Below are 12,938 nucleotides of genomic sequence, written 5' to 3' on the forward strand. Positions count from 1 at the left end.
GAGCTATCCAGGTATTGCTAGCCAGGTATTGCTTGTAGTTGGCGGCGACAAAACCTTTTACAGCACCATTGCGGCAATCCAGCCGAAAATGATCAGGGGAATATTGAAGTGAATGAAGGTGGGAACCACCGTGTCCCAGATATGGTCATGTTGCCTGTCGACATTGAGACCCGCGGTTGGCCCCAGGGTGGAGTCGGAAACCGGTGAACCGGCATCGCCAAGTGCCCCGGCGGTACCGATCAAGGCAATAATGGCCATGGCGGAAAAGCCATACTCCAGACCCAGGGGGACGAAGATCGCCGCGATGATCGGCACGGTGGAGAAGGAAGAACCGATGCCCATGGTAATGATCAACCCAACGAGCAACATGGAAAGTGCGGCCAGTGCACGACTATCGCCGATCAATTCAACGGCCTGCTGGACCAGTAGTGGAACCTCCCCGGTAGCACGCATCACGGCGGCAAAGCCGGCAGCGGCCACCATGATGAAGCCCACCATGGCCATCATTCGCATGCCATTATCGAAAATGGTGTCCTGTTCGCTCCATTTCATCACGCCGCTGAGGGCGAGAATGGAAAAGCCCACCATGCCGCCGAACACCATTGACCCGGTCACCACCTGAACGACCAGAGTAGAAACGATGGCTGCCAGTATCAGAATCTTTTGCAACGGCTGAAGCGGTTTTTCTTTTTCTTCTTTTTCCTCTTCGGCTTTGATGGGGGTGTCCGAATAGGCGCGCTTTTTCCGGTAAGTGAACAGAATGGCGACCAGGAGACCTACCAGCATGCCGACGACAGGAATGATCATGGCTTGAGGCGCCATGTCGCGGGTGATGGAAAATCCTAAATCTCCACCCGCCTCATTGATGCTGTAGACAAGAATATCGTTCAAGTAGATGGCACCGTAACCCACTGGAAAGACCATATACTTCGCGACGATGCCAAAACAGATGACGCAAGCGATGATGCGACGATCGAGCTCCATCTTGTTGAAAACGAGGAGCATGGGCGGAATGAGAAGAGGGATGAAGGCAATGTGTACCGGGACGATGGTGCCGGAGGCGACACTGATCAGTACCAACAGCAAATAGATTCCCCATTTCGTCTTCTCGATATTGCGGGGACTATCATGACTGCCGACCAGGTTGAGCATTCGCGACGATATGTAGGTGGCGATACCGGCTCGCGAAAGCGCGACGGCGAAAGCGCCCAGTGTCGCCAAAGCCAGCGCTATCGGCGCTCCGCTGCCGAGGCCATCGTTGAACTCTTCGACTATCGAAGCCACCGGCATGCCGGCATAAACACCGCCGATGATGGCGGAGAGTATCAAGGCAAGTACCACGGAAACACGCAGCATGCTCAGTGTCACCATGATACCTACGGCAAGAACGATGGCATTTATATCTGTGAGAAACAGCAATAGTAGCGATAGGGCTACCGTTACCGCCACCACTGCTACCGATGTGATGTTTTTCGAATTTAGAGCGGATGAGTTCCATGATTCTGTTTTCATTAGGTTACCTTTTATGTTGTTGGTCTAGGTAATCGAGGGGATTTTAAATTCAATCAATCAGGATTTGTGTTGCTTTTTTTATTATGTTTTCAGTATAGAATTTTGATGAAAAAATAAAATTTAGAAACGCGCTTGAATTGTTTAGAATAGCTAAACATTGACCTTAAGAAGTGATGATGAGCGATCTTCCTCCCCTACGTTCGCTACAGGTATTCGAAGCAGTCGGGCGCTATGTCAGCATCGCCGAAGCGGCACGACGCTTGGCGATATCACCTGCCGCAGTAAGTCAACAAGTGAAGCTGCTTGAGGATGCATTGGGTTTGCGGTTGATAGAAAAAGATGGTCGAAAAATTCGACTGACTCAGGTGGGAAAAAAATACCATGGAAGCTGTAGTGAGGCTTTTGAAAGCCTGAGGATTGCCAGTGCTGAAGCCAAGTACAAGAAAAAAGGAAACAGCTTGAGTATAAGTGTCTTGCCGTCGCTGTTATCGACTTGGCTTCTTCCGTCAATCAATGACTGGCATCGCCAAAACCCAGGCCTAGACATGCGTCTGGAGGGCAGTCATGCCGAACCCGAACTCGGCGGTAACGAGATCGACTTCAGGATTACGTATAGTGACCGAGCTAGAGAAGCAGAAAACGCGACGGAGCTTTTTCGGGACTGCGTCTTTCCGGTATGTAGTCCAACACTATTAACCCAGAAAATGCCTCTTGAAAATCCTGAGGATATTCTGCAATACCCGTTGCTCTCCATCGATTGGCTACCCAAGTTTTCGTCGCCACCTTCCTGGCGTGATTGGTTCGAATATCAACAGATAGTGGATCGTAGTATCAACGACAGTTATCGGGTTTATTCGCTGTCGGCCATGGCAATCCAGGCGGCAATTAAAGGGCAGGGTTTTGTGTTGGCACAATATGCAATGGTTGGACAAGAGTTAGAGGCAGGGCGCTTGGTGGCACCTTTTTTGAAACCATTGTCACTACCGTCATCCTACTATTTCACCTGGTCGAATCGTGTGTTTGATAGTGCGTATTGTCGACAGTTTCACCGTTGGATTATCGCCCAAGGAAAAAAGCAATCAGATGCAACAGAAGCGCTCTTTGCAGCCTCCCGTGAGTGAAGAAAGACACCACTGCTCTCCAGCAATAAACTGAAGAGCAGTGGTCATTAAGCCACGCGACGCTTGTCGGTCAACAATGGAAACAGTTCATGGTCCATGGGCGCGCCCGCCGCCAACTCCTTTTCAAGGCCGGGGAAAGGCGGCGAGGTCGTCCAGTGCCGAGGGGCATGGGTCATGTCGTCGCCGAGAAAACGTACCGAGAAGGCGCGGCGGCGCCGGTTACCGTCGACACCCGCCGAGGCATGCAGCGTCAGCATGTTGAAGAACACCGCATCCCCGGGCTCCAGCGCCCAGCCGAGGATCGTGTAGTCGCGACGATTGGCCTCGATATCCGGCAGGTCGTCGAGGCTGCCTTCGGGAAACCACTTGGCCTGGTTATCCATGAAGGTGCGCGGCATCAGCCAGGGCCCCTTGTGCGAACCGGCGACGAATTCCAGGGTGGCATCGCGGGATACCGGGTCCACCGGCAGCCACATGCTGACATTCTGGTGACCTTCTACGTTGTAGTAGGGCTGGTCCTGATGCCAGGGCGTGCGCTGGCGAGTGCCGGGCTCCTTGACCAGCAGGTGATCGTGGTACAGGCGCGCCTGCTGGCTCTGCATCAGCTGCGCGGCCACTTCGCCGACGGCGGAGTCGAAGATGAATTGCCGGTATGCCGCGTTGTCCTGCCAGTTGCAGAAATCCTCGAAGAACCAGCCGGGATCGTCCGGCTCGCTGGCTACCTTGGCACGCGGGCTGGGGGTGCGCAGATTTTCTTCGATGCCTTGGGTCAACTCATCGATCTGGTCCTGGCTGAACAGCCCGCGAATGCATACGGCACCGTCCCGCGCATAGGCCTCGACGATTTCGGGCGTGACCAAGGGGGCGGCGTGAGATTGTTGAGTCATGGTTTTCTCCTCGACATTAGAGTGTCATGGCGGCTAACCAGCCAAACGCAATCAGCGGAATATTGAAGTGCAGGAACGTCGGTACCACCGTATCCCAGATATGATCGTGCTGGTGGTCTGCATCCAGTCCGGCGGTGGGGCCCAGCGTCGAATCCGAGGCCGGCGAGCCGGCGTCCCCCAGCGCCGCCGCGGTTCCCACCAGGGCGGTGGTGGCCAGCGCCGAGAAGCCGAAGCTCAAGCACATCGGAACATAGATGGCGGCGATGATCGGAATGGTGGCGAAGGACGAACCGATGCCCATGGTGATGAACAGGCCGACCAGCAGCATCACCAAGGCCGCCAGGGCGCGACTGTCACCGATCAATGCCACGGAGCTCTGCACCAGGTCGGGTATCTCGCCGGTGGCCTTCATGACCCCGGCGAAGCCGGCGGCGGCGATCATGATGAACCCCACCATGGCCATCAGGCGCATGCCCTGGGTGAAGACGCCGTCCTGTTCGTCCCAACGCACGATGCCGCTGAACGATAGCAGCGCGAAGCCGGCCAGGCCGCCGAAGATCATCGAACCGCTCCACAGTTGTATGACCAGAGCGACCACCAGGGCAGCGATGATGACGCCCAGTTGCCAGGCCTTGAGCTTGGCAGGCTGTTGCTTGTTTTCTGCCTGGCCGTCGATGGGCCGATCCTCGTAGCGACGCTTCTTGCGATAGCTGATGAAGATGGCAATGACGAGCCCCAGCACCATGCCCAGGGCCGGAATGATCATCGCCTTGGGTGGAGCGTCGCGTCCGATCTGAAAGTCGAGCGCTTGCCCGGCCTCGTTGATGTTGCCCATCAGGATGTCGTTGAGAAAGATGGTGCCGAAGCCGATCGGCGTGGTCATGTACATCACCGTGATGCTGAAGGTGATGGCGCAGGCCACGGCGCGGCGATCGAGCTGCAGATGATTCATGATCACCAGCAGCGGCGGCACCAGAATGGGAATGAAGGCGATATGCACCGGAATGATCGTGCCCGAGGCGAAGCCGGCCAGGATCAGACTGGCGAATAGACCCCAGGTGACCATGCGCGCGTGGGACTGGGTCTGCGCGCTGCCCTGAAAGGTATCGATGATTCGAGTGGAAAGGCGCTGGGTGATGCCGGAGCGCGACAGCATCACCGCGAAGGCGCCCAGGGTCGCGTAGGCCAGCGCCACCGGAGCACCACCGCCCAGGCCATCATTGAAGGCCGTGACGATCTCCCCGGCGGGCAAGCCGGCATAGAGACCCCCAATGATAGCGGCGGCGATCAGGGCGAATACCACGGAGACCCGCAGCAGACTCAAGGTCACCATGATCAGGACGGCGAGTATGATTGCATTCATCTGTTTCCCTTATGTGTTGTGATTGTCGGGATGTCGGGGATTGCAGCGTCTAGATGACGCGGGGTCTTTGTTTACCTCATGCTGATCGACTCGGCAAGAGCGACGCCGGAATCAAGCCGCTCAGGGTGCGCTCTTCCAGCAGTTCTATAGCTGCCTCGATATCCGGGGCGAAGAAACGATCCTTGTCGTAGTAGCGCACCCGTTCACGTAGGGCTTGGCGTGCGGTTTCCAGGGGCTCGGTGGTGGTCAACCCTTGGCGAAAGTCCAGCCCCTGGCAGGCGGCCAGCCATTCGATGGCGATGGTGCCGCGCACGTTGGCGGCCATTTCCCATAGGCGCTTGCCAGCGGCTGGCGCCATGGAGACGTGGTCCTCCTGGTTGGCGGAGGTGGGCAGGCTGTCGACGCTATGTGGATGCGCCAGGGCCTTGTTCTCGCTGGCTAGGGCGGCAGCCGTCACCTGGGCAATCATGAAGCCGGAGTTGACGCCGCCTTTTTCCACCAAGAAGGGCGGCAGCCGGGACATATTCTTGTCCATCATCAGCGAGATGCGCCGCTCGGTCAGCGAGCCGATTTCGGCGATAGCGAGCGCCAGGTTGTCCGCGGCCATGGCCACCGGCTCGGCGTGGAAGTTGCCCCCGGAGATGATGTCGCCTCCCTCGGCGAACACAAGCGGGTTGTCGGAGACCGCATTGGCTTCGACTTCCAATATCGCAGCGACCTGGCGTATCTGGCCCAGGCAAGCGCCCATCACCTGGGGTTGGCAACGCAGCGAATAGGGGTCCTGGACCTTGCCGCAATCGATATGCGAATCGCTGACCACGCTGCGCTCCCCGAGTAAATGGCGATAGGCGCTAGCGGCATCGATCTGACCCTGCTGACCGCGAGCATCATGAATGCGCGCATCGAAGGGCGAGCGTGAACTGAGCGTGGCTTCTACGGTTAGTGCCCCACACACGGTCGCGGCGGCGTAAAGGTCTTCTGCTTCAAACAGGCCGCGTAGGGCATAGACGGTGGAGACCTGGGTGCCATTGAGCAGTGCCAGACCTTCCTTGGGCGCCAGTGCCAGCGGTGTCAGGCCGGCCACTTCCAGCGCTTGGCGGGCAGGCAGCCACTTGCCTTGATAACGCGCCTGGCCTTCACCCAGCAGCAGGGCGCTCATATGGGCCAATGGCGCCAGGTCGCCGGAGGCCCCCACGGAACCCTTGAGCGGAATGCGCGGGTAGACCTCGGCATTGATCAGCGCGATCAGCGCGTCCAGCACCTGGCGGCGAATGCCCGAGAAGCCCCGCGCCAGGGCATTGACCTTGAGCACCATGATCAGGCGCACCAGGGCATCGTCCATGGGTTCGCCGACGCCGGTGGCATGAGAAAGCACTAGCGAGCTTTGCAGATTCTTGAGCTGGTCCTTCTCGATACGCGTCTGGGCCAGCAGGCCGAAACCGGTATTGATGCCGTAAACGGTGCGGTCATCCTCAAGCACCTGGTTGACGCAATCGACACTGCGCTGAATGGCTGCGTTGGCACTATCCGGCAGGTTGACCTGGATCGCCGCCTCGAACACCTTGCGCATCTGCGCCAGGGTCATATTGCCGGGAGAGATTTCCAGTTGATTCATTGCTTGCCTCCACGATCGTTGATCATCGGTAGGTCGAGACCGTTTTCCTTGGCGGATTCGATGGCGATGTCGTAGCCGGCGTCGGCGTGGCGCATCACCCCGGTGCCCGGGTCGTTGCGCAGCACGCGTCCAACTCGGGCATGGGCGTCGTCGCTGCCGTCGCAGACGATCACCACCCCGGCGTGCTGGGAGTAACCCATGCCCACGCCGCCGCCGTGATGCAGCGATACCCAGGTGGCGCCGCCGGCGGTGTTGAGCAGGGCGTTGAGCAGCGGCCAGTCGGAGACCGCGTCCGAGCCGTCGCGCATTGCTTCGGTCTCGCGATTGGGGCTGGCCACGGAGCCTGAGTCCAGGTGATCGCGGCCGATCACCACTGGCGCCTTGAGCTCGCCGTTCCTGACCATTTCGTTGAAAGCCTGACCGAGGCGGGCGCGGTCTCTGAGGCCGATCCAGCAGATACGCGCAGGCAGTCCCTGGAAGGAAATGCGTTCCTTGGCCATGTCCAGCCAGTTGTGCAGATTGGGATCGTCCGGTATCAGTTCTTTGACCTTCTGATCGGTCTTGTAGATGTCCTCCGGGTCGCCGGACAGCGCCGCCCAGCGGAAGGGGCCGATCCCCTGGCAGAACAGCGGCCGAATGTAGGCGGGTACGAAGCCGGGGAAGTCGAAGGCATTCGTCACGCCTTCGTCCTGAGCCATCTGGCGGATGTTGTTGCCGTAGTCGAAGGTGGGAATGCCCATCTTCTGGAAATCGAGCATCGCCTGAACGTGTACCGCCATGGACTGCTTGGCGGCCTTGACCACTGCCTCTGCCTCGGTCTTGCCCCGGGCCAGATAGTCGTCCCAGCCCCAGCCCGAGGGCAGGTAGCCGTGCAGCGGATCGTGGGCACTGGTCTGGTCGGTGACCATATCCGGACGGGCGCCGCGCTTGACCAGCTCTGGCAGCACATCCGCGGCGTTGGCGCACAGGCCGATGGAGATCGCCTTGCCTTCGGCGGTGTACTTCTCGATGCGCTTGAGGGCGTCGTCGAGATCATCCGCTTGCTCGTCGAGATAGCGGGTACGCAGGCGGAAGTCGATGCGGGACTGCTGACACTCGATGTTCAGCGAGCAGACACCGGCCATGCTGGCGGCGAGGGGCTGGGCGCCGCCCATGCCGCCGAGGCCGGCGGTGAGAATCCAACGCCCCTTGAGGTTGCCGTCGTAGTGCTGGCGACCGGCCTCGACGAAGGTCTCGTAGGTGCCCTGAACGATGCCCTGGGAGGCGATGTAGATCCAGGAACCGGCGGTCATCTGGCCGTACATCATCAGGCCCTTGCGATCCAGCTCGTTGAAATGCTCCCAGTTGGCCCAGGCGGGAACCAGGTTGGAGTTGGCGATCAGCACCCGGGGCGCGTCCCTATGGGTCTCGAACACGCCCACCGGCTTGCCGGACTGAATCAGCAGGGTCTGGTGGTCTTCCAGGCGCTGCAGGGTCTCGACGATCTTGTCGTAGCACTCCCAGTCCCGGGCGGCGCGACCGATCCCGCCGTAGACCACCAGGTCCTCAGGGCGTTCGGCCACGTCCGGGTGCAGGTTGTTCATCAACATGCGCATGGGCGCCTCGGTGAGCCAGCTCTTGCAGGTGAGCTGGCTACCGGTGGGGGCGGCGATCTTGCGGCTAGGGTCGTGACGCTTGTCGTCGATGGACATGCTTGGGTTCCTCATGATTGAAAGTGGACTGATGGCCGTGACGCCGTCTCAGCCGGTCAGGGTCAGTTGGTGAACGAGCCGCGCCGCCACCCTGGCGGTGCGGTTATCGATATCGAAATCCGGGTTGAGTTCGGCGATGTCCGCGAGCCGGAGCTTGCCGCTGTCGCGGATCGTCTCGATCAAGGGTTCGAGCAGCGCCAACGACACGCCACGGGCCGCCGGCGCGCTGACGCCCGGCGCTTCGCAGGCCGGCAGCACGTCGAGATCGATGGTCAGGTAGATGTGCTCACAGCGCGCGGCGAACCGCTCCAGGTCCCGGGTGATGCTCTCGAGATGCGCGGCGACGAAGTCGCGATCCTCGCGTACCAGCACCTTGAGTTCCGCCGCACGCTGGAACAGGTTGCGGGTGTTGCTGGCCCGGCTGACGCCCAGGCAAGCGTACCTGAACGGCCAGCCGCGCTGCTCGCACTGCTCGGCGATCTGGGAAAAGGGCGTGCCGGAAGAACGCACATGGCTCGGGTCGCGCAGGTCGAAGTGCGCATCGAGGTTGACGATGCCGATCCTGGGCGCTTTGGTGCTTTGATCTTTTAGGGCTTGATCTTCTGGGGCTTGATCTTCTGGGGCTTGATCTTCTGGGGCTTGGCCTTCCAGGTGCCGGGCGAGCCCTTGCCAGCTGCCGAAGGCGATCTCGTGGCCACCTCCCAGCACCACCGGGAAATGGCCGGCGTCGAGCAGGTTGGCCAGGCGCTCACCGAGACGCTGCTGCGCCTCTTCCAAGGCATCGCCCTCGCACACCACATCGCCGGCATCGAACGCCAGGCCCTGGCGATGCCAGGCCAGCGGCGCCAGGGCGCGACGGATCGCCTCAGGCCCCTTGGCGGCGCCGGGTCGACCCTGATTGCGCTTAACTCCCGCATCCGAGGCAAAGCCGAGCAGGGCGACGCCCTTGCCATCGGCCTGATCTATAGGCCGAATGCACTGATGCCAGCGCTCGCTGTCGCTTTCCGGATCCGTGCGTCCGGTCCAGGCAGACATATCGATGGTCTCAGCGGCCATGGGTGAGTTCTCCCTGGAACAGACGCTGACGCAGCCGGCCGGGTTGCACGGCATAGGCCAGTTCCGCCGGACGTTGGATATCCCACACGCAGAGATCGGCGACGGCGCCTTCCTCGATGCGTCCCAGTTCGTTTTGACCCAGTGCCTTTGCGCTCTGGGCGGTGAGACCGGCCAACGCCTCCCGGGGCGTCAAACGAAACAGGGTACAGGCGAAGTTGAGCATCAGGCTCGGCATGAACAGCGGTGAGCTGCCCGGGTTGCAGTCCGTGGCGACGGCCATGGGCACGCCAGCGTCGCGCAGTGCCTGGACAGGCGGCAGTTGAGTCTCGCGCAGGGTATGAAAGGCGCCGGGCAGAATGACGGCGACGCTGCCGGCCTGGCGCATGGCCGCAATGCCCGCGTCGTCCAGATATTCGATATGATCCACGGAGAGTGCGCCATAGCCCGCCGCCATGGCGGTACCGCCCAGATTGGAGAGCTGTTCCGCGTGAGCCTTGATGGGCAGGCCATGGGCTTTGGCGGCCTGGAAGACGCGCTCACACTGGGCTACGGAAAAGGCGATCTTCTCGCAGAACACATCGACCATGTCGACGAGGTTTTCCGCGACGGCGGCCGGAATCATCTCGTCGCACACTAGGGCGATATAATCGTCGCTTGCACCTTCGTATTCCGGCGGCAGGGCATGGGCACCCAGCAGGGTGGTGACGACCCGTACCGGCAGCGCCTCGCCGAGTCGCCGGGCGACCCGCAGCATCTTGAGTTCATCCTCGACATTCAGCCCGTAGCCGGACTTGATCTCCACCGTGGTCACGCCGTCGTGGATCAGCGCCTGCAGGCGTGGCAGGGCCTTGTCGAACAGCTCTTCCTCGCTGGCCTCCCGGGTGGCGCGCACGGTGCTGAGAATGCCGCCGCCGGCCTTGGCGATCTCCTCGTAGCTGGCGCCTTCGAGACGCATCTCGAATTCGTCGGCGCGATTGCCACCAAATACCAGGTGGGTGTGGCAGTCCACCAGCCCCGGCGTCATCACGCCGCCGCTTCCGGCCAGGGTGCTGTCCGCAGCACTGGTCGCATCGAACTCCTTCATCGGCTGCAGTTTTTCGATTCGGCCATCGCGCACCATCACCGCCATCGGCTCGGGAAGCTCTTCGATGCCGTCGAATACCGTGATGTCGCGCCAGAGGAGTCGGGTCGAACGGGTCATGATGCCTCCTTGCAGATCGGTTTGAAACTTTATTGTATATACAAATAAGCTAGCCATCGGCTAGCGTCAAGGTATTGCCATCGATCGTTTTGATCTCCTTGGCTTTATAAGAGGTTTAAATATTAAAATTCAATGGTTTATATTTATTTTTCTTCGAATAGAACTCCCTTAGACATTGGTCGTAGAGAGACTGTTCGCCATGTCGTGATACTGCTTTTGGCGCTATTGTATATACATAAAGAAAGCACAACGACGAACTGCGAGGCCTGCGTATGTCCCCTTTGCGTAAGAAGATTGATTCTACCGATACGGCGTGTCATCACTCCCTGAAGACGATCTTGCGGCTACTCATACCTAGCCTGCTAGGTATCCTGTTTTTCTTTGTACCGGTGACCCTGGCTGGGCGAACGACGATTTTGCTCGATCACATGGTCAGTGGGGCGAGAGTCTTGTTGGGAGCGGCGGATGGTTGGTATGCGCTGGTACTGATAGTTGCGGGTGCGGCGTACCCGCTGGTTACGGGTCGCTGGCGACGCAGTGTTACCGAACGCATCTTCACCGTGCTCAAGCTGCTTGGCGTCATTGCGGGGCTGATGGCATTGAGTGGCTGGGGGCCGGCGCTGCTGCATACTCCGGATATGCTACCGTTCCTGTTCGATAAGCTGGTGATCCCGGTCGGCTTGATCGTGCCGATTGGCGCAATCTTTCTGGCGTTGCTGATCAGCTACGGCTTGTTGGAGTTGATCGGTATTCTGGTGCAGCCGATCATGCGGCCCGTTTGGCGTACACCGGGGAAGTCGGCGATCGATGCCGTGGCATCCTTCGTTGGCAGCTATTCGATCGGGCTGCTGATCACCAACCGTGTCTATCAGGCGGGGCAATATTCGACGCGGGAAGCGGCAATCATCGCCACGGGCTTCTCCACGGTATCGGCAACATTCATGGTCATCGTGGCTAAGACTCTGGATCTGATGTCGGTCTGGAATCTGTATTTCTGGTTGACCCTGCTGATTACGTTTACCGTTACGGCCATCACCGTACGTTTGCCGCCGCTGAGCAAGATGGATAATGAAAAGAGCATCGATGAGCCCATGGTGCCACGCGGACAGCGTATGGTGACTGCCTGGCGAACCGGGCTCGATGCGGCGCAACAAGCTCCGAGCCTGGGCCGCAGCGTGGCGCTGAATTTCAAGGAAGGCTTGATAATGGCGATCAGTATCCTGCCATCAATCATGTCGGTGGGATTGATTGGCTTGTTGCTCGCCAAATACACACCGCTGTTCGAGTGGCTGGGGCTGGTATTTTATCCGATCACAGCACTGTGGGGGCTGGATGAGGCGATGGCGTTGGCTCAGGCCAGTGCAGCTGGGCTTGCCGAGATGTTCCTGCCGGCACTGCTAATGACCGAGGCAGACTTTGTCACACGCTTTGCCACGGCAGTCGTCTCGGTATCTTCGGTGCTGTTCTTTTCCGCATCGATCCCTTGCATCCTGTCGACCACGATCCCGCTCTCGGTGGGACGCATCGTGGTGGTCTGGTTCCTGCGCATGGCATTGAGCCTGTTTCTCGCCGTGCCGGCTGGTTACCTGGCCCAGGCGCTTATCGGTAGCTGAAAATAAAGAAGTCCTATTGCCGATGCACCGACGAGCGCAACTTGTAGCGGTCGCCGGGATGCAGCAGCCGGGCGTAGCTGATCAGGTGTTCACCAGACCAGGTTCGCCGCGTCATGCTAAGGCAGGGAGTAGCGGCATCGATGGCCAGCCACGTCGCAGCCTGAGTGTCCGGTAAGACCGACTCGACGATATGTTCGATGTCGGAGATGGGGCAGGCGGCTACCAATATTTCGTTGGGAGTATGGCGGGTAAAATCGGTATCGAGATAGTCTGGCACCCAGCGGGGATTGACGAAGCGGTTCTCCAGCTGGATCGGCGTGTCGTTCTCGAAGTGAATCAACAGGGTATGAAAGACTCGCGTGCCGAGGCGCACGCCTAGTCGAAGCGCGACTTCGTCGTCTGCCTCGATGGCTTCGCTGGTCAACACCTCATTGCGGTAGTCGTGGCCGCGTCCTCGTACTTCCTCGGCAATATTCGTGACATCCAGCAACGAGGACTCGGCCTTGCGATCGGTGACAAAGGTACCCAGCCCCGGCTGGCGGACCAGATAACCCTGCTGCACCAGATCACGAATCGCCTTGTTGGCGGTCATGCGGCTGACGCCGAAATCCCGGGCCAGCTGCTCTTCGGGGGGGATCTGATGATGGGCTGGATAGTCGCCGCCGTGAATGCGCTCCAGAAGATGCTGCTGAATCTGCAGATAGCGCGGGGGAGAGGTGCCCATGGTTTGCAATGAATCCTTTCGCCGGGAATAGTGTCACGCCTAGTCTACCTGTCACCGATCGTGCTGGCACCCTGCGCGGCTTTCAGGCAGTTGAGGCATGCTTGAGCAAGAGGCGACACTGAAGTCAGGCGATGACTGCGTTAAGCTTATTCCGA

The 12,938-nt window shown here is 59.6% G+C and carries 10 protein-coding genes; 2 read left to right on the forward strand and 8 right to left on the reverse strand.

Translation table 11 applies throughout. The features are described from left to right. Positions 1 to 57: 57 nt before the first annotated feature. The gene (locus tag H7850_RS17770) at positions 58 to 1,401 is read right to left on the reverse strand and encodes a Na+/H+ antiporter family protein (protein ID WP_227370876.1); all 1,344 of its coding nucleotides are present in this window, start codon (positions 1,399 to 1,401) and stop codon (positions 58 to 60) included. 287 nt (positions 1,402 to 1,688) lie between these two features. Here H7850_RS17770 and H7850_RS17775 point away from each other — a divergent pair, with 287 nt between their 5' ends. Then, positions 1,689 to 2,633, forward strand: coding sequence for a LysR substrate-binding domain-containing protein (locus H7850_RS17775; protein ID WP_227370827.1), 945 nt, complete (start codon positions 1,689 to 1,691; stop codon positions 2,631 to 2,633). 47 nt (positions 2,634 to 2,680) lie between these two features. Here the strand turns inward: H7850_RS17775 and H7850_RS17780 are convergent, their stop codons facing one another. From H7850_RS17780 to hutI, 6 genes are all read right to left on the reverse strand, one after another. Further along, entirely contained in the window at positions 2,681 to 3,520 is an 840-nt protein-coding gene (locus tag H7850_RS17780) for a phytanoyl-CoA dioxygenase family protein (protein WP_227370828.1), read from the reverse strand. A gap of 16 nt (positions 3,521 to 3,536) precedes the next feature. Beyond that, positions 3,537 to 4,883: a Na+/H+ antiporter family protein gene (locus H7850_RS17785; protein WP_227370829.1), complete on the reverse strand. Its 1,347-nt coding sequence runs from the start codon at positions 4,881 to 4,883 to the stop codon at positions 3,537 to 3,539. Positions 4,884 to 4,959: 76 nt separating this feature from the next. Continuing rightward, a complete protein-coding gene (hutH, locus tag H7850_RS17790; protein WP_227370830.1) occupies positions 4,960 to 6,498 on the reverse strand; it encodes a histidine ammonia-lyase in 1,539 nt (512 codons plus the stop codon). After that, entirely contained in the window at positions 6,495 to 8,189 is a 1,695-nt protein-coding gene (gene hutU / locus H7850_RS17795) for a urocanate hydratase (protein WP_227370831.1), read from the reverse strand. The genes hutH and hutU overlap by 4 nt, the downstream gene beginning before the upstream one ends. 48 nt (positions 8,190 to 8,237) lie before the next feature. Continuing rightward, positions 8,238 to 9,245 (reverse strand): formimidoylglutamase, encoded by a 1,008-nt coding sequence (locus H7850_RS17800; RefSeq protein ID WP_227370832.1) that lies wholly within the window; start codon positions 9,243 to 9,245, stop codon positions 8,238 to 8,240. Beyond that, positions 9,235 to 10,446: an imidazolonepropionase gene (gene hutI, locus H7850_RS17805; RefSeq protein ID WP_227370833.1), complete on the reverse strand. Its 1,212-nt coding sequence runs from the start codon at positions 10,444 to 10,446 to the stop codon at positions 9,235 to 9,237. The genes H7850_RS17800 and hutI overlap by 11 nt, the downstream gene beginning before the upstream one ends. Before the next feature lie 272 nt (positions 10,447 to 10,718). Between hutI and H7850_RS17810 the strand changes: the two genes are divergently transcribed. After that, entirely contained in the window at positions 10,719 to 12,059 is a 1,341-nt protein-coding gene (locus tag H7850_RS17810) for a YjiH family protein (protein ID WP_227370834.1), read from the forward strand. Between the two features lie 13 nt (positions 12,060 to 12,072). Here H7850_RS17810 and hutC read toward each other — a convergent pair whose 3' ends face one another. Further along, positions 12,073 to 12,783 carry a histidine utilization repressor gene (gene hutC, locus H7850_RS17815; RefSeq protein WP_227370835.1) on the reverse strand — a complete coding sequence of 237 codons (711 nt, stop codon included), beginning with the start codon at positions 12,781 to 12,783 and terminating at the stop codon, positions 12,073 to 12,075. Between the last annotated feature and the right edge of the window lie 155 nt (positions 12,784 to 12,938).

The organism is Halomonas sp. M20, assembly GCF_020622265.1.
GTDB lineage: Bacteria > Pseudomonadota > Gammaproteobacteria > Pseudomonadales > Halomonadaceae > Modicisalibacter.

What these genes read in the sequence shown, in the direction of transcription:
- H7850_RS17785 (WP_227370829.1), bottom strand. Translation starts at nt 4,883, where the DNA reads ATGAATGCAATCATACTCGCCGTCCTGATCATGGTGACCTTGAGTCTG.
- hutU (WP_227370831.1), bottom strand. Translation starts at nt 8,189, where the DNA reads ATGTCCATCGACGACAAGCGTCACGACCCTAGCCGCAAGATCGCCGCC.
- H7850_RS17810 (WP_227370834.1), top strand. Translation starts at nt 10,719, where the DNA reads ATGTCCCCTTTGCGTAAGAAGATTGATTCTACCGATACGGCGTGTCAT.
- H7850_RS17800 (WP_227370832.1), bottom strand. Translation starts at nt 9,245, where the DNA reads ATGGCCGCTGAGACCATCGATATGTCTGCCTGGACCGGACGCACGGAT.
- hutC (WP_227370835.1), bottom strand. Translation starts at nt 12,783, where the DNA reads ATGGGCACCTCTCCCCCGCGCTATCTGCAGATTCAGCAGCATCTTCTG.
- hutH (WP_227370830.1), bottom strand. Translation starts at nt 6,498, where the DNA reads ATGAATCAACTGGAAATCTCTCCCGGCAATATGACCCTGGCGCAGATG.
- H7850_RS17780 (WP_227370828.1), bottom strand. Translation starts at nt 3,520, where the DNA reads ATGACTCAACAATCTCACGCCGCCCCCTTGGTCACGCCCGAAATCGTC.
- H7850_RS17775 (WP_227370827.1), top strand. Translation starts at nt 1,689, where the DNA reads ATGAGCGATCTTCCTCCCCTACGTTCGCTACAGGTATTCGAAGCAGTC.
- hutI (WP_227370833.1), bottom strand. Translation starts at nt 10,446, where the DNA reads ATGACCCGTTCGACCCGACTCCTCTGGCGCGACATCACGGTATTCGAC.